Source organism: Marvinbryantia formatexigens DSM 14469, from assembly GCF_025148285.1.
Taxonomy (GTDB): domain Bacteria; phylum Bacillota; class Clostridia; order Lachnospirales; family Lachnospiraceae; genus Marvinbryantia; species Marvinbryantia formatexigens.
The window spans coordinates 1,655,253-1,673,126 of record NZ_CP102268.1; the positions used below are offsets into that span (position 1 = coordinate 1,655,253).

The 17,874-nt window shown below is 52.6% G+C and carries 14 protein-coding genes; all 14 read right to left on the reverse strand.

Going from position 1 to position 17,874, the window contains the following annotated elements; all coding sequences use genetic code 11:
• Positions 1-13 precede the first annotated feature (13 nt).
• Positions 14-580: a hypothetical protein gene (locus NQ534_RS08110; RefSeq protein WP_040782049.1), complete on the reverse strand. Its 567-nt coding sequence runs from the start codon at positions 578-580 to the stop codon at positions 14-16.
• A gap of 318 nt (positions 581-898) precedes the next feature.
• The gene (locus NQ534_RS08115) at positions 899-2,314 is read right to left on the reverse strand and encodes an alpha/beta hydrolase-fold protein (RefSeq protein ID WP_006860735.1); all 1,416 of its coding nucleotides are present in this window, start codon (positions 2,312-2,314) and stop codon (positions 899-901) included.
• Positions 2,315-2,524: 210 nt separating this feature from the next.
• The gene (locus NQ534_RS08120; RefSeq protein ID WP_006860734.1) at positions 2,525-3,412 is read right to left on the reverse strand and encodes a LysR family transcriptional regulator; all 888 of its coding nucleotides are present in this window, start codon (positions 3,410-3,412) and stop codon (positions 2,525-2,527) included.
• A gap of 132 nt (positions 3,413-3,544) precedes the next feature.
• Positions 3,545-4,690 (reverse strand): AI-2E family transporter, encoded by a 1,146-nt coding sequence (locus NQ534_RS08125; protein WP_006860733.1) that lies wholly within the window; start codon positions 4,688-4,690, stop codon positions 3,545-3,547.
• Between the two features lie 30 nt (positions 4,691-4,720).
• The gene (locus NQ534_RS08130; protein WP_322790995.1) at positions 4,721-6,187 is read right to left on the reverse strand and encodes a cation-translocating P-type ATPase; all 1,467 of its coding nucleotides are present in this window, start codon (positions 6,185-6,187) and stop codon (positions 4,721-4,723) included.
• Positions 6,087-6,899: an HAD-IC family P-type ATPase gene (locus NQ534_RS21400; protein WP_006860731.1), complete on the reverse strand. Its 813-nt coding sequence runs from the start codon at positions 6,897-6,899 to the stop codon at positions 6,087-6,089. The genes NQ534_RS08130 and NQ534_RS21400 overlap by 101 nt, the downstream gene beginning before the upstream one ends.
• Before the next feature lie 314 nt (positions 6,900-7,213).
• On the reverse strand, positions 7,214-7,747 hold the full coding sequence (locus tag NQ534_RS08135; RefSeq protein ID WP_006860729.1) for an HdeD family acid-resistance protein: 534 nt from the start codon (positions 7,745-7,747) through the stop codon (positions 7,214-7,216).
• The gene (gene ftsH / locus NQ534_RS08140; RefSeq protein WP_006860728.1) at positions 7,744-9,573 is read right to left on the reverse strand and encodes an ATP-dependent zinc metalloprotease FtsH; all 1,830 of its coding nucleotides are present in this window, start codon (positions 9,571-9,573) and stop codon (positions 7,744-7,746) included. The genes NQ534_RS08135 and ftsH overlap by 4 nt, the downstream gene beginning before the upstream one ends.
• Entirely contained in the window at positions 9,570-9,992 is a 423-nt protein-coding gene (locus tag NQ534_RS08145; RefSeq protein WP_074679938.1) for a hypothetical protein, read from the reverse strand. The genes ftsH and NQ534_RS08145 overlap by 4 nt, the downstream gene beginning before the upstream one ends.
• Positions 9,993-10,146: 154 nt before the next feature.
• Positions 10,147-10,677, reverse strand: coding sequence for a TetR/AcrR family transcriptional regulator (locus NQ534_RS08150; protein ID WP_006860726.1), 531 nt, complete (start codon positions 10,675-10,677; stop codon positions 10,147-10,149).
• A gap of 117 nt (positions 10,678-10,794) precedes the next feature.
• The gene (locus tag NQ534_RS21405; RefSeq protein WP_050778275.1) at positions 10,795-12,585 is read right to left on the reverse strand and encodes an ammonium transporter; all 1,791 of its coding nucleotides are present in this window, start codon (positions 12,583-12,585) and stop codon (positions 10,795-10,797) included.
• 225 nt (positions 12,586-12,810) lie between these two features.
• Complete coding sequence (locus NQ534_RS08165) at positions 12,811-14,856, reverse strand: DUF2264 domain-containing protein (RefSeq protein WP_006860723.1); 2,046 nt, start codon at positions 14,854-14,856, stop codon at positions 12,811-12,813.
• A gap of 10 nt (positions 14,857-14,866) precedes the next feature.
• The gene (locus NQ534_RS08170) at positions 14,867-16,066 is read right to left on the reverse strand and encodes a glycoside hydrolase family 88 protein (protein ID WP_006860722.1); all 1,200 of its coding nucleotides are present in this window, start codon (positions 16,064-16,066) and stop codon (positions 14,867-14,869) included.
• A gap of 18 nt (positions 16,067-16,084) precedes the next feature.
• The gene (gene uidA, locus NQ534_RS08175; RefSeq protein ID WP_040782043.1) at positions 16,085-17,872 is read right to left on the reverse strand and encodes a beta-glucuronidase; all 1,788 of its coding nucleotides are present in this window, start codon (positions 17,870-17,872) and stop codon (positions 16,085-16,087) included.
• Positions 17,873-17,874: the final 2 nt, after the last annotated feature.

Consider the following 17,874-nt stretch of genomic DNA (forward strand, 5'->3'; position numbering starts at 1 on the left):
TTATCACTCCCTCCTACTCTGTCGCATCCGGGTCGTAGCCCGTAAGGTGACATCCCTTATGAAAACGCACCTCTGTTCCCAGCTCCTGCGTCAGCTTTTGTACAAGCGCCTCATAGTCCGTGGACAAAAGCTCAATCTGGCATCCTCCAAACAGGACCAGATGCTGCGGATGCAGCTCTTCGTTGATTTCCCTGGCGGCTTCCTCTATCTGCTCCAGATATCCGCCCGTAATCCAGTCAACCTCCTCCAGCACCAGAAACGTCAGCTTTCCCTCCCGCTGCAGCTCCAGCTTCACCGTTCCCTTGTGCCGGGTGCAGGAGCGCGAACCGATAAAGAGCAGATGCGTCCCCGGCGTTTTTACCAGCGCACGATAGCCCGCTCTCTCCGGTCTTTTTCCCCGGTGTTCTCCACGGCGCTCTCCATGCGGTTCTCCGCGGTGCTCTCCATGCGATTCTCCCCGGTGTTCTTCCCGGTACTCTCCACGGCGCTCTCCACGGTGTTCTCCACGGCGCTCTTCCCAGCGCTCTCCACGGCGCCGCTCATGTCTTCCCCGCTCATATTTTTCCTGTCTGTCTTCCAAAACCTTCTCCTCCTCTCCGATAATCCCCGGATTTTTAGTCAGATTCTGACTAAAACGCACCTGTGTAAAAAATCATCTGGCGATATTTCGCACAGCAAATACATTGCATAAACAAGAAATCCCGAAGATTTTCCTGTGAAACGTTTTACGCTCCGTTCACAGGTAACGCTCCGTGTGCACAAACAAAAACTCCGTGGGATTTTCCTTTGAAACTAAAAAACGTCCACTGGACGTTTTTGTCGTATGCATGGCAACAGCGAAAGCCGCCCGCGCATCCCGCAGGGCAGCTTCCCCATAAATAAAGCTTGCCGTACCAGCTTACTTTGTCTGTGCGAACAGCCACTCCTTCACGCCCGGCAAATCATAGCCAAGTCTCCAGGTCATTCTGTGGCTTCCGTTCAGCGCATTGCCCTCCAGGTCCATGCTTCCGGTGCCTGTCGCAATCTTCAGATAGCAGATATTGGCATCCGAGGAAAGAGCCTCGTCGATGACCGCCGCCTGCTCTTCCGGAGAGGCAATTCCCTCAAAGGTTGCTCTTGCGACAACGCCGCCTTCCTCTTCCCATTTTGCAACATTCTTATCCAGTCTTTCACATGCCGGGTCGTCCTCGGAAACGAGAAGCAGAAGGTTCTGGTCCTTGATATCCTTTACCTGCTCCGGGTCCCACTGTCCCGCCATAATATACGCCGCCGTAAACAGCTCCGGGTCCTTCTCCATCATTACCATAGAAGCCATGCAGCCCATCGACTGACCGGTCGTGTAAACTCTTCCGGTATCAATCGGGTATTTTTCTTCAAGGTCGCGTATCAGATTCATGGTTCCGAACATATAATCCTCATAATATTCCCAGTAATCGTTGATGTATTTATCTGCATAAATCATCGTAACCACGAAGCACGGATTTTCTGCCTGCCACTCTTCGGAGGTCCATACGGTACCGCCGTTGCCCTGCTGCAGGATGTATTCCCAGCTGTCGCCAACCGCGCTTGCATCCGGGATAAAGAGAACCAACGGATAGGTTTCTCCGGATTCCGCATACCCTTCCGGTTTGAAGAAGTTGTAATGCAGAACCGTGTGGCTGTCCGGGTCATTGTAATAATGATTATCATCAAATTTATCCATATCCGGCGTAATTACCGCATCGTTGCCCATGATGCCGCCGTCCCCGGCTGATGTGGAATGCTCCTCCTCGCTTCCCGCAATAACCGTTCCGTCGATTGCCGTGACATCCTGATGCTGGATAACGGTTGCGCTGTCGATTACTGTCATTCCCTGGATTCTGCCGTCTGTCGCATACTTATCGTCAAGAATCGGGCTCTGGATTTCCAAATCGAGTACCACATAATTTCCTTCCGCATTTTCTTCGGTGACTTCGCGCTCACTGTTTGTGTGAACTGCAGTAATCGTTCTGTCCTTCACTTCGTAGGTATCTGTTGAAAGACTGTCCGCCGCAATCGCCGTATTGTACTCGATGATGACATTGGATACCTTCTGTCCGTCGCCGTAAATATGGTTCACCGTATATACCTTGCGGATACCCGGCTCACCATTTGTATCCTCCACCTTTTCCTCCGCAACGAGTACCTGTGCCGCTCTTTCCGGTTCTGTCGCAACGGTTTCCTCTGCGACCTCCGTCTCCGCTGGCGCTGCCTCCTCCGCTGCTACTCCTGCTGCCATCGAGGCAACCATTGCCGCCGAACATAATGCTGCAATCCACTTGTTTCCTGCTTTCATTGTAATGCTCCTTTCCTTTGTGTGTTTTTTGTCACTTTTTCAAGTTGTGCACATTGTAGCAAATATTTTTCTTTTTAATCAATTCGATTGTGCGCTTTGCAATTTCCAATTTGGAAATATCTTTGTGCAAAGAAAAAAAATGCACAAGCTCCGTTCTCCGGTTCCTGTGCATCTCTTTCTATATGTTTTGATTTTATGCAACCTGCAATTCTATTCGTTGATTTTTTCTATTACAAAGTGAAGAAAATCTGTCGCCGCAGAACATGACAGCTTTCTTCTATACATAAGATAAATATAAGAACGCACCGTGGGATATATATCGACCACCGCACAGTGATCACGGACGTCCGAGGGAATGTGAAGCCTGTTTAAGACCGCTATGCCGCTGCCTCCCAGCACATAGCGGACCATCGTGGAAGTAAACTGGGATTCCGCCGCGATATCCGGCTTAAAATGCTTGCTCTCACACAGCTCCAGGAATTTCTGCGTTTCCTCATGCGGAAGGCTGGTGACGCTGGCATGAAGGATAAATTTCTCGCCCGCCAGCTCCTCCAACGTCACATTCTGCCTGTCCGCATATCTGTGATTCAGGGGAAGCACCACCGCCAGATGGTCCGTCTTATAAATCATCTTGTTAAAATTGTTATCCGTCGCCTCATTTTCTCCCAGAAAAGCAAAGTCACATTTTTTGGTTTTCAGAAGCTCAAGGGGCTGATACGTCTCAATGGCACGCATATTTTCCTCCGGATACTTCTTCGTAAAATCCGTAATGAGGTCAATCAGACCATACTGCCCCAGCACCGGCGCATATGCCACCGCAAATTCGTTCTGTGAATCCTCCAATAACTCCTGCAGAGCAACAATCGCATCCTGATGAATCTCCACGATATGCTTTGCGTACGGGTACAGGGTCTTGCCGTACTCATTCACCTTAATCGCCCTTGCCGAGCGGTCAAACAATAAATTCCCAAGCTCCGACTCCAGCTTCTGGATATGCTTCGTAAGCGCAGACTGAGAAACATTCATCGTAAATGCCGTTTCCTGGAAGCTGCTGGTTTCCACCAGAGAGACAAATTCACTCAAAATACTGATGTCCATTTAATTTCCTCCATCCGTCTCTTCTTGGTAAAATATTATAGCATTTATCTTTTAAATTGTCCAGCTTTCGGCATTTTTCACAGCTTTATTTCACTGAATTTCCTGCAGATACTTCATTTTACCCTCCTCTGCCTACTGCATTCTGCGCTCCCGTTTATCGGTCGCTTCCTTCAATAATTTATATGCTGACGCAACCGTAGGAACCCCCAGAAGCATTCCAATCGGACCGCCAAGGCTGCCGCCAATCGTGATTGCCGCCAGCACCCACATGCTCGGCAAATTTACTTTTGCCCCGACTACCCTCGGATATATCAGATTTCCTTCCACCTGCTGCAGTGCTATGAAGAAAATGACAAACACCACCGCCTTGACCGGGCTTTCAGTCAGAATCAAAAAAGCCCCGATAAAAGCGGCAATAAATCCTCCGACGTACGGGATCAGAGCGGTGACGCTCACAAGCGCCCCGACCATCGGCGCGTAAGGCATACGGAGAATCAGCATCCCTATCGTACAGAGTGTGCCCAGAATGATTGCCTCTGTTGTCTGTCCTGCAATAAAAAGATGAAAAACGCCGCCGCAGACAGAAGCCACATGTATAATTCCCGCTCCCACTTTTTCCGGCAGCCAGACACGGATTAATCTGCGCACCTGTCTGCTGAGCTTTTCCTTGTTTGCCAGAATATAAATGGCAAACACAAAGCCGACAATGCCGTTGACCACAGAGGAAACAGCAATGCTGATTGCTCCGCCGGCTTTATTGAGAATGGAATTGCCAAGCTGCTTTAAAACGTTCTCCAAATCTCCCCGCAGACGTATCCAGTCAATATCGATGCGGGAAAGATACTCGCCAAACGGTATTTCCGAAAAGTCGGCGCTGTTCTCCAGTGCCGCCAGCTCATCCAGCAGCTCGACCACCGCAGAGGACACTGCCGCTACTGCATTGACCAGCTCCGGTATCACCAGAACCGCGACGCTGATAAATATCCCCAGTACCAGAATCAGGGAAAGCACGATTGCCAGCGGACGCCTTGCCCGCTCCTTCCGGGGCGTCGGATTCTTTCTGAATAAGTGCCGCTCGATGAAGCACAGCGGAACATTCAGAACCAGCGCTGCGATCATGCCTGCCAGCAGCGGCTCCAGTAAATCAAGCATCCAGGAAACAGCGTAAGCGATTTCTGAAATATAACGGACGCCGAGAAAAATAAGAATACAGGCGGCCACAGTGCCGATAACCCATTTCGAAAGCTGCTTGCGCTGCTCACTGTTATCAAAAAACATATCCTGGCATTTCCTCCTTATCTTCAGTAATTATTCTTTTACCAGTCCGACCGCCTTTGACAGCTCCATCACCAGCAGCGGTACAAAAATCAGACCGGCAGCCTGCAGATACAGCTTCCCCGGAAGCAGAACCAGTCCGAAGGCCGTGCGCAGCGGTGTAAACAGAACCAGACAGACCAGTGCAGCGGAAATCAGCACTGCACGGTTAAGGTTATGGTTGGTAAACACCCCGGTCTTAAACAGGGAATGATGCGAGCGCATATTAAACGCATGGATTACCTGCGAGAACGCCAGCACCATAAACGCCATTGTCTGTCCGCCTGCCACGGACGCGGTCTGCGTCTCTCCCAGCCAGTAAGCAATTAAGGAAAGCGTACCGAACATAATGCCCTGCAATACTACGCGGATTCCAAGCCCGTGCGAAAACAGGCTCTCGTTTTTCGGTCTGGGCTTACGGTTCATGACATCCGGCTCCACCGCCTCCATACCGAGGGCGATCGCGGGCAGGCTGTCCGTCACCAGGTTAATCCATAAAAGCTGCATACTCATCAGCGGCGATTTGTGCCAGAGCAGCATCGCCACAAATACCAGCACCACCTCGCCGATATTGGTTCCAAGCAGAAAGCCTGTTACCTTGCGGATATTGGCATAGATGCCGCGCCCCTCCCGGACAGCCTCCACAATCGTGGCAAAGTTATCGTCCGTCAGCGTCATATCCGCCGCACCCTTGGCAACGTCCGTTCCAGTGATGCCCATCGCGCAGCCGATGTCCGCCGCTTTAAGCGCCGGCGCGTCGTTTACACCGTCACCTGTCATGGAAACAATCTGCCCCTTCCTCTGCCACGCCTTCACAATACGGATTTTGTTTTCCGGCGAAACGCGGGCGTAAACGGCAATCTTCTCCACCTTTTCATCCAGCTCCCACTCCGGCATCGCATCCAGCTCCGGACCGGTGATCGCCAGCTCTCCTTCTTTCTGGATCCCCAGCTCCTTTGCGATTGCCGACGCGGTGGCGATATGGTCGCCGGTAATCATTACCGGGCGGATGCCCGCCTTCCGGCAGACTGCCACAGCCTCCTTCGCCTCCGGTCTTGGCGGGTCTATCATGCCAGCCAGCCCCAGAAACTGAAGTCTGTTTTCCAGCTCCTCGCTCTCAGGTTTTTCCGGAACCCGGTCTATCTCCTTATACGCGATCGCAAGCACGCGCAGCGCGCTTTCACTCATGCTCTCCACAATCTGTCCGGCTCTTTCCAGGTTTCCGCCGACGCAGCGGTCAGAGAGCACATCAAAGGCGCCCTTGACGATCACAATATTTTTCCCGTTCATCCGGTTGACGGTCGTCATCAGCTTCCGGTCGGAATCAAACGGAATTTCCGCCAGTCTCGGATACGCCATATTAAGCTGCTCCTTCGGCATCCCGTTGTTGTAAGCCGCCAGTACGATGGCGGTCTCCGTCGGGTCCCCGATGTGCTGTTCCTTTGTCCCGTGGAATATCACCGAGCCGTCGCTGCAGAGCGTGCCCAGCTCCAGCAGTGTGCGGATTTTCATCCATTCCGGTGGCTGTGACAACAGCAGTTGCCGTACCGTAGGTAATGGAGCAGCCGGAGAACACCATATTCACGCGGTCTCCCAGGGGCGCCTTTTCCTCTATGATAGCCTCCGCATCTTTTTCGGCAGGAACCGACTCTCCGGTAAGGGCGGATTCCTCACTTTTCAGGCTCACGCTATGCAGCAGCCTGGCGTCAGCCGGGACAAAATCCCCCGCCTCCAGCCGGATAATATCGCCGGGCACAAGCTCTGCCGCATTGATCACCGCTTCCTCACCGCCGCGGATTACCCGCGCGTGCGGCGCCGACAGACCCTTCAGCGCTTCCAGTGCTTTTTCCGCCCTGCTCTCCTGAACGACGCCCATAATGGCATTTAAAACCACAATCAGCAGAATCAGGACCGGTTCAAAAAAGCCTTCGGCATCGCCCTCCAGACAGGCGACGACGAAGGAAACTGCTGCTGCCGCCAGCAGAATCAGTATCATGACGTCCTTAAACTGCGCAAAAAACCGCTGCAGATTGGTCTTTTTCTTTTTTTCGCGCAGCTTGTTTTCTCCATACAAAGCGTACTTTTCCGCAGCCTGCTCCTGGCTTAATCCGTGTAGCTGGTCGGAGTTCAGCTCCTGTACTACTTCCTCCCGTGTTTTTGCGTGTGCTGTCAATATAATTCCTCCTTAAAAAGTATATTTTTCTCAGCATACCAGATGCGGGTTTTACTTTCACTGGACATTTTTGCTTTTTGTCAGATTTTTCCCCAGATTGCCCGAAATATTACATTTTGGGACATCCGGTGCAATCTGTCCGGACAAAAATGTGCTTCGCACGTCCCCGCACCCCTCAGGCGCCTCCGGAAAGCATATGTTTGCCACGCCGGTAATATATAAAAGAATCCCGGCAAAGGACTGCTTTCTCTGCCGGGATGCCGCCGGAAAACTATTACTGCCCATACCATTCACAGTAACGCAGAATTTCCGCTTTAATAATATTCGTTTTCGTTTAATGCCGTCACGATGCTGTCAATTCCCTGGATAATCATGTAGATTCCAATCAGGACGCCTGCCGAAAACAGCAGGATTGAGGGCCATATGATCATCATGCATCCCAGAACGATACCGATGATATTCATTACCAGTGAAAAATGGTAATAGCTGCGGTTGATAACATAGCGGACCGTATTAAGATGCGCCACCCTGGATACGCAGTGCGCGATAAACCAGATGGGAATCAGCATGATCAGCACCCACTTTCCCGCGTCCGGGTATACCAGAAGCATGACGCCCGCCATGATACTGAAAATACCGGAAATCAGGGAAACCACCGGACCGAAGCCGGTATAGCGCTCCGCTTTTACATAGTATACGATATCCGAAATACCGGTAATTACTGCAAGCACGCCGTAGAGAATGATAACCCATCTCAGTGTCCTGCCCGGATTGATAAGCATATAAACTCCAAATATCACCAGCAGAATGCCGATAATCAGCTGTAACCAGTCTATCCTTCTTCTCACTTTTCCACACCTCCCGTCCGATTCAGAATTTCCATAAATTCCTCGCCGGTGATGGTTTCTTTTTCATAAAGGAACATCGCCAGTTCATCCAGCTTCTGCCTGTTTTCCAGAAGAATATTGATGGCTTTTTCATGCTGCTTCTTTACAAGCTCCACAACCTTTTTATCTATCTCCTTCTGGGTATCCGCGGAGCAGGACAGAGAGGTGTCGCCGCCCAGGTACTGGTTCGTCACCGTTTCCATCGCGACCATGTCAAACTCCTCGCTCATGCCGTATCTGGTGATCATGGCGCGCGCCAGCTTTGTCGCCTGCTCGATGTCATTGGAAGCGCCGGTGGTAATCTCGCCGAACACGACCTCCTCCGCCGCACGCCCGCCGGTAAAGGTGGCAATCTTATTTTCGATTTCCTGCTTTGTCATCAGGTACTTATCGCCTTCCTCCACCTGCATGGTATATCCGAGCGCACCGGAGGTACGCGGAATAATCGTAATTTTCTGCACCGGAGCGGAATGGCTCTGCATCGCCGCGACAAGCGCGTGACCGATTTCGTGGTACGATACCACTTTCTTTTCGTGGTCTGAGAGCACCGTATTCTTTTTCTGGTATCCGGCGATAACGACCTCGATACTCTCCTCCAGATCCGACTGGTTTACCACCTTGCGCCCGCTGCGCACTGCCCGCAGCGCCGCTTCGTTTACAATATTCGCCAGCTCCGCGCCGGAAGCGCCGGAAGCCATTCTTGCAATGGTATGGAAATCCACATCGTCGGCAAGCTTGATTTTCTTTGCGTGAACCTTGAGGATTTCCTCTCTTCCCTTCAGATCGGGGAGCTCCACCGGAACGCGCCGGTCGAAACGTCCGGGTCTTGTCAGCGCCGGGTCAAGGGATTCCGGACGGTTAGTCGCCGCCAGAATAATAACGCCGTTGTTTCCTTCAAAACCGTCCATCTCCGTGAGGAGCTGGTTCAGCGTCTGTTCTCTTTCATCGTTGCCGCCCAACTGTCCGTCACGCTTTTTGCCGATGGCATCAATCTCATCGATAAAGACGATACAGGGCGCTTTTTCCTTCGCCTGCTTAAACAAATCGCGCACCTTGGAGGCGCCCATACCGACGAACATTTCCACAAATTCCGAACCGGAAATCGAGAAGAACGGCACATTCGCTTCTCCTGCCACCGCCTTTGCCAGCATGGTCTTACCGGTTCCGGGAGGGCCGACAAGCAGAAGTCCCTTGGGCATGGACGCGCCGACTTCCGTATATTTCTGCGGGTTGTGCAGGTAATCCACGATTTCCGTCAGACTCTCCTTTGCTTCGTCCTCACCGGCTACATCCGAAAAATGGATGCCCTCCGTGGACTGCACATAGACCTTCGCGTTGCTCTTGCCCATGCCGAAGCTCATGGCATTCTTGCCGCCCATCTGCGACATGATCTTCTTGGTCATATACTGCCCCAGACCGATAAAGATGACCAGCGGCAGCACAAAGGTAAGCAGAAAGCTCATAAGCGGCGAGGTGGTCTGTTCCATATCCTGGCTGAACTTCGCGCCGGATTCATACAGACGCTGCACCAGCGTCGGGTCGTTCATGGCGCCGGTTTCATACAGCACCGTATTGTCCTTGTCCGTGAAAAGAATCCGGGAGCTGTCCACTTCCACATTTCCGATATTCTTCTCTTCAATCATGCTCATGAAGGTTCCGTAATCCACCTCCGTGATCTGGCGCTGCATCAGCAGCGGCGTGACGATCAGATTAAACAGAAACAGTACGAGCAATACAATTCCATAATAATAAATCAAAGGTTTTTTGGGATTTTTTACTTCTTTCATAATTGTTCCTCCTGCTGGGACATATAGGCGTCCAGGGCCTCCATAGAGACAAGCAGCGCGTGATTTACCGCCTGCATGGCAAAATCCAGTGCGTATTCTGCAAACATTATCTTCTCATCTGCCGGAAAGCTCTCTTCCGGCTCTTTGCCGTCGGCATTCTCCATTCTGGCGACCGCCGTTTTAATCGACTTTTCAATCTCGCCGTAAGATTCGGCAAGCACAGCGACACTGCTGTTTCTTGAATGCCGCAGCCGGTTGCGCAGCTCCGTCTCGCTCTCCGCGCATTCTCTCTGCAGCTCCGCCTTCTCTGCGCGGATTCTGTCGTGGTCCGCCGATTCGCTCATCTGAATGCGGCTCTGCAGCCGGCTGATTTTCTTATCCAGTTCATACATCTTTATAGAAAGTATTTCATATGCCATCCAGCTCATATCCTCCTTCCCGTTTTATACCCTTATTATATCCGCGCCGCCTGCTCCTTTCAACTGGCATTCTTTTCCGTGTGTACTTACAAAAATGCCGGAGTGTAAAAACAAACACTCCGGCATAAGCTTTTTGAATGATAAATCCGTCCGTTCAAGGGGATACCTTTCCCATCATTAACAGATATATTTCGTGAACGATTCTGTCCAGATTTTTCGTATCCTCGTCCGTCCAGTCCTCCAGGATTCCCAAAAGCGCGCTGCAGTGATAGCGCACGATCCACTTCAGCTGGAACCTGCTGCAGTCCTGGTACAGATTTTTATCTTCTATAATCTGTTCAAACATTTTACAGATATGGCGCTTCAGAAGAGCCTCCAGCTCGTCTTTGTAATTGGACGCCATCACCTTTTTCAGACCGCCCCGCGCATTAATCGCCATCAGAAAGAAATAGCGCAGATCCGCTTCCTCGTCGTTTCCTCCGTGCTCCTCCTTCATCAGCTCCTCTGTCTTCCTTTCCAGAATCCAGCGGAAAAGCTCCGGAATATTCTCAAAGTAGTAGTAAAAGGTCTGGCGCGTGATGTGGCATTCCTCCACGATATCCTTTACCGTCAGTTTTTTCACGCCCTTCTCTATCAGAAGTACACGCGCCGCCTCCGCTATTTCTTTTTTCATATCTTCTGCCATTCCCGGTTCCCCCACATGCAGGCTTTCGCCCGGCTCTTAGTGTCGTCTGCTGTTAATGACAGGATTATAACATAATTTCTCCCGCATGAGAAGCATTTTCGAACGTTCTTACCTTCTTTACTCTACATCCTGCAGCGCTGCAAAATCTTCCTCACCTGTGCGGATCTTGACAACCTTATCCACATTGTATACGAAAATCTTACCATCACCGATATGTCCGGTGTAAAGTGCTTTCTTTGCAGATTCAATCACAGATTCCACAGAAATCTGGCTGACTACAACCTCCAGTTTTACCTTCGGAAGCAGGGTAGCATCGACCTCAACACCACGATACATCTCGCCTGCGCCCTTCTGCACACCGCAGCCCATAACCTGTGTAACAGTCATACCGGTTACGCCGAGGTCGTTCATTGCTTTCTTTACCTTCTCGTAGCGTGACAGCTTCGAGATAATAACCACCTTGTAAATGCCGGTCGGCTCCACATCCGGTGCTTTCGCCACCTGTACCGCCGCCGCTTTCTGTACCGGAGAAGCTGCCTCGTAATCCGATGTTCCAAGATTTGTATTTTCGTTTACTTCCATCGTCATGGTGTTTGAAATATCCATGATGGAGAAGCCTGCATATGCAGACGGAAGACCATGCTCGCAGGAATCCAGTCCGACGATTTCCTCTTCCTCTGTTACACGAAGACCAAAGATTGCCTTAATTGCCAGGAACGTAATAGTAATCGTAACTGCCGTCCATGCCGCTGTAGAGAGCATTCCGACAAACTGGATACCAAGCTGCTGGAAGCCGCCGCCATAGAAAAGTCCTTTTCCGGCAATCTGGTTTGCACCAAAGGCAACGCCGTCGCCGAATCCTCTTGCAAATGCCGGAGCTGTATCGGTTGCAAACAGACCAACCGCCAGGGTTCCCCAGATACCGTTCAGGCAGTGTACCGCAACTGCACCTACCGGGTCGTCTATACGAAGCACATTATCCAGAAGCCATACGCCGAATACTACCAGTACACCGGAAACCGCACCGATAATGATAGAACCGGTTGCATCGCATACATCACAGCCAGCGGTGATTGCTACCAGACCTGCCAGGGATGCGTTCAGACACATGGAAACATCCGGCTTGCCATATTTAATCCAGGTGAATATCATACATACGACCGTTGCAATAGCAGGAGCAATCGTGGTCGTTACAAAAATGGATGCCAGCTCATCTACCGTGGTAGCCGCCGCACCGTTGAAACCATACCAGCCGAGCCACAGAATAAACACGCCCAGGCAGCCAATCGGAAGGTTATGACCCGGAAAAGCGTTTACCTTTGTAATCTTTCCTGCTTTATCTCTCGTGAATTTTCCGATACGCGGACCAAGAAGCGCTGCACCGATCAGTGCGCTGATACCGCCTACCATATGGATACAGTTGGAACCTGCAAAATCGTGGAAGCCCATCTGCGCGAGCCAGCCGCCGCCCCAGGTCCAGTGCGCTTCTATCGGGTAGATGACTGCGGAGATAACTGCGGAGTATACGCAGTAGGAAAGGAATTTTGTTCTCTCTGCCATCGCACCGGATACGATCGTTGCGGTCGTCGCACAGAATACCAGGTTGAATACGAAGTTTGACCAGTCAAAATTTGCAAAATCCGTAAAAATGTCCAGTCCCGGTTTTCCAATCAGCCCTGCGACATCCTCTCCCAGGAGCAGTCCGAAGCCAATCACAATAAATACCACCGTACCGATACAGAAGTCCATCAGGTTCTTCATCAGAATGTTGCCTGTGTTTTTTGCTCTGGTAAAGCCAGCCTCCACCATAGCGAACCCTGCCTGCATCCAGAACACCAGAGCTGCGCCAATGAGGAACCAGACGGCAAAGACTTCACCGCTTACCGCACTCATAATTTCATCCATCATAATTTTTCCTCCTCTTTCGCCCAATGAAAAAGGGAGATACTCACCGCTCCTCATCAGTGATTATCTCCCTTGATAATCGGGTAATTAAATGAACTTAAAAAGGCGCCCCTGTTTTCACAGGAACGCCTTCGTTCTTACAACGTCTATTATAATGCTTTCTTTAGATTTGTCAAATGAATTTTATAAATTCTTTATATTTAAGCTTTGAATCAGCCATGCGAAGCACTATATCAGAAGTCTTCCCTCCATCGCGTCAAAGTCCACGGTTTTTCTGCTTCCGTCCACCATCGTCACGCATACAGGTCCGTAGCCTCCGCAGCCCTGCGGGTCCGCACAGGTAAGCTGCCGAACTGAGAAGATTTCCTCCTCCGTAAAGTCCTCATGCGACTCGCGCGTGATAACCTGGCTTACCATGATAAACGGTTCGTAGCCGTACAGCTTTTCCCGGTTCAGCTCTGCCGATACAAACAGGCTCTTCGCCGCGTCGGCGTTCGTCTCCGTGCTGTGCACAAGTTGCAGCCCCTCCCAGGCGGCAAACACGGTCATCGCCATCTGCTTTTCCCGTCCCTGGGAATCGAAGCCCTTCAGCACAATCGCTTTCGCCCCGTCCTTTTCCAGCTCGCGCACCTGCACATTTCCGGTATCCGGAAAGCCGTAGGAGCCCAGCGTCAGCCGGATGCCCTCCCGGTAAAACCGCAGGCGGTCCACCCGGACGATGCCCTCCGCCACCGGAAAATCCGCCAGGTCCACGCCGTGCATCCAGTGCATTTCCACATTGCTGCTGTAATTGAAAAAGCATCTGCGGTAAAGCACGCCGTCCCGGTATCCGCCCCACAGAAGCGCATTCGGGAGCTGTATATTGCCGTTCCTTTTATCCGTCAGTATATACATCTGCGCCTCCCGGCCGCTGCCGGTCATCGCCTCCCACGGATATTTCGTGCTGTAGGAGAGCTTCGCGTAGCAGCAGATTCCGCCCTTATCGCCCGCGGCGCGTATCACCTTGCCGCTGCGCAGCTCCGTTGTGCCGTTTTTCTCATGACCGGCAAAGCACAGTCCGGGACCGTCCAGCGCCGTCTCCCTGGTTTCCCCGCTCTCCAGCTCTGCCCAGAAGCCCTCCCGCTCCTTTTCGGTCCAGAAGGGATGGTCTGCAGGAAGATGCAGGCACAGAAAGGCTTTCGCCATCCACAGCGGGCTTTCCGCACAGCTATAGGTCTGCAGCATGGGCGGGAAGGTGCGGTAAAAGCCCAGCGTCGGCGCTCCCTCGTAGAGCACGTCGTCCCTGCCCAGAAACTGCATCAGCGCGCCGGAGCAGATTCTCCGCGCCAGACCGGCGTCCGCCGCAGGATGCTTCAAGAAGAAGTTTCCCTCAAAAGCGGAAACCGCCGCATTTTTGTACAGACCGCTGCGTCCCCACATATTCACCCAGCCATCCCGGTCGAACATTGCCGGATAATTTTCCATAAACCGGTTGGAATATTCTTCAAATTTTGCCGCAAGATACGGCTCCTTTTCGTATCCGTACCAGAGGCACCACAGCGGCGTATACGTCTGGAACGCCCAGACAGAATAATAATCAAAGCCCTCGCCGTCCCGGTACCACCCGTCCCCGGCATAATACCGGAGTATCATGGAGGCATGGTGGCGCATAATGTCTTCATCGATTTCGCGCCCGTTCACATGAAGGAACGCCATATCCAGCATATTAAAGAGTCGCCAGTTCTGCGGCACAGTCCCCTGGCAGGCGTAACCGGCGATAAAATCCAGTATCCGGTCCTTTTCCTCCTGGCGGTAAGTATCCCAGATGACCTCGCGGCATGTCCACAGACAGATAACAAGCGCACAGGTCTCAACCGTCTGCTGGTAAATATTCAGCGGCTCCCGGTCGCCCTCCAGACGGTACATGTCCTCATAAGACAGCACGTAGTTTTCTTCCCCCGGCGTGCACGCCGCCAGCACCTGCTTTTTATAATATTCCCGCAGCGGGATGCCGCCCGCCTGCGCCTCCGGTTCATTTTTCAGCAGGGGCGCCGCAATGAAAAAGCTGCGCGCCAGCCCCTCAAAAATCTCCGCCTGCTTTTTCCATGCGGGCGTGTGCTCATTCGGATAGGTAATCGTATGCTCAAAGCGCGGCACGAGCACCGGCGCGTCCAGGCTCTCCACATGCGCAAAAATCCCGTCCAGAAGATAGTGCGCCGCCTCCAGCCAGTGTTTCCGCGTAAGCCCCGTAAACGGGCTTGTTTCATAATCCGGGTCTTTCGGTATATATCTCATCGCGCTCTCCTTACCAGTAAATTTTCCAGTCCGGCGTAAGCAGTCTGTGAAGTGCTTCCATATAGAAGTAGTCGCCCCAGATTACGCACTCGTTTACGCCCGCTTCCGTGCAGGTGTTGTACGGGCTTTTCTTCGAATAGGTACCCATCAGCAGCAGACCGTTGCTCTTTTCGGGATCCTTCACGCTGTATTTCACAATCATCTGCCGCAGCAGTTTCCGCGCAGCGGAGGTGTAATAGCGGGCGTCCTCCTCACCCAGATATTTGCTCATCTCCAGCATGCCACACACCGCGATGACCGCCGAGGAGGAATCGCGCGCCTCGTCGTCTCCGTCGCCGAAGCCCAGATCCCAGTACGGGCAAAGATCCTCAGGCAGATGCTCCAGGAAATAGCGGGTGACACGCTTAAAATATCCGATATATTCTTCCCGCTTTGTGTAGCGATAGCCGACCGCCGTACCGTACACGCCCCACGCCTGTCCGCGCGCCCAGGCGGAGCCGTCCTTATAGCCCTGGCAGGTTGCCCCGTGGTCCGGCTTTCCCGTTTCCGGGTCCATGAAAAACGTATGCCAGGTGGAATCGTCCTCTCTTATTACATTGGCAAGCGCCGTGTGGATATGCTTTTCCGCTATATTCCTGTATTTTTCTTCTCCCGTCTCCTCAGATGCCCAGTACAACAGCGGAAGGTTCAGCAGACAGTCGATGATAAAGCGGTAATTATCCTTCGCGCCCATTTCGCCCCATGCCTGGATAAATTCCCCTACCGGCTGGAAACGGCTGATCAGATTATCGGCTGCCAGCAGCGCCGCTTTTTTCGCCTTTTCCATGCCGGTCAGCTTGTATGCTGCCACGCAGGAAAGGCTGTAGAGAAAGCCCATGTCGTGATGGTCCACTTCCACTCTCTTCTCGATTCTCTCCAGGAAGGAATCCACCTGTATCTCGCCCGCCCGTCTCAGGCGTTCCCGCTCTTCCTCCGTCTTTGCATTTTCATACGCCAGCCAGATCTCGCCTGTCCAGAAGCCCGTCGTCCAGTCCACATTCGGGCCCGGCTTATAGAAATTGTCAAAGCTGTTCGCTCCGGGAAACTTCTCCGTAAAGGTGTCCAGATTCCGCTCCACCTGCGCCGCCGCAATATCCATCGCCGCTCTTACTTCATCCATGTCCGCTTCCCGGTAATTCTCCAGATCCGCGATTTTTATCCACTTTTCCATGCTCTTTTTCCGCCTCTCCTATAAGCGGCTCCATCTTTCTTTCAGGAAGTAAGCCGCCTGCTTGGGACGTCTGTCCCTGGTAAAGATACCTTTTTTATTTCCGTCCACACGTTTGATGTTTTCCGCCGTGGCAAAATCCGCAAACACCCATACATGCTCGCCCGTAATATAGGGCAGGGAATCAAATACCTCTCCATACGCGCGCATAAACGCCGTCTGGTACTCCTCCGAAAAAAGCCTGCCGTTTACGTCGTGAAGACCCGCGATCGTATCCGCTCCATACTCTCCCAGCATCACCGGCTTGTCGGGACAGCGCCTGTGGAAGCCCTCCAGCTCCGCCTTCAGCTTTGCCGCCGCTCCCTCAAGATTGCCCTCCGTATCATACCAGCCCCGGTAGCGGTTGAGCATAAGGAAATCGCACAGCTCCGCCACCTGGCATGTCTCCGGCGTGGATCCCTCGTAGGTGACGATCGTAACCGGACGCTTCTGTATATCGTTCTGCCGCGTCACTTCCATCAGCGGCGCAAAGTATTCCCGCGCCCCTTCCTCCTGGCTGGCAGGCTCGTTCGCCACCGACCAGGCGATGACGCACGGATGATTTTTATCGCGCTTTACCAGCTCCTGCATCACGGTTCTGTGATGCTCCGCCGTCTCCAGCGTCTCCCAGGTTCCCTTCGGGTTTCCTCCCAACAGCCCGGTGGCTGTAAATCCCGTGTTCAGACCGACTGCCGGCGCCTCGTCAATCACAAGAATCCCCAGCCTGTCGCAGAGACGCATCATTTCCTCGCTGTTGGGATAGTGGCTTGTCCGGAAGGAATTCGCCCCGATCCATTTCAGCAGTCCCAAATCCTTCACCATCAGAGCAATATCCGTTCCTCTGCCTCTGGTGATGCCCTCCTCGTGCTTGCCGAAGCCCTTCAGATAAACCGGCTTCCCATTAAGGAGAATGCGGCAGTCCCGGATGGCTATCTCACGGAAGCCGAAGCTTTCCGTGTACTCATCGCCCTGCCCGCCATCCGCGCCCGGCAGACGCACCTGCAGCCGGTAGAGATACGGGTCATCCGTGCTCCAGAGCCGCGCGCCCGGCACCCTTCCTTCGCCATTCGCTCCGCTGCCGGAAAAGACGCACGCGCCCTCCGCGTCCAGTACACGGACCTCTGCCTCTCCCGCACCTTCTCCCGCGGATGTGATGTTCCAGCAAAAGCTGCCGTCCATCCTGCCGTACACCTCAATATCTTCAATATAATAGCGCGGCGTCGTATACAGCCACACCGGACGCATAATGCCTGAATAATTAAAGAAATCAAAGTTCGGAAGATTTCTGGTCTGCTCCGGAAGTCCCGGAAACTGCTCCGTCACCACCCTGCCGCAGGGCAGCGTGGAATAGTCTGTCACGTTATTTACATACACCGTCAGAAGATTTTCCCCCATCACCGCGCTCTCTGTGATATCGAAGGAGAACGGGAGGAAGCCGCCCTTGTGACAGCCCAGATGCGCGCCGTTCAGATACACGGACGCCGTGTGGGTAACGCCGCCGAAGCGGAGCACCAGACGCCCCTGCCGCTGCATCGTCTCTGTCACGGTAAAGCTTCTCTGATAGACCATATCGCCCATATGGTCGGCAAATTTCTTCCCCGGATAAATATCATTATACGACGAGGGGACCGGCATGGGAAGACTGTTTTTCAGCAATTTTCCCGCCGCCTGCTCCTCCCGCTCTTTCTGTCCCGGCTCCAGCAGCTTAAACTCCCAGATGCCGCTTAAATCAAAAGCCATTCTGCCTGAGGTCGTTTCCGGATATAACATAA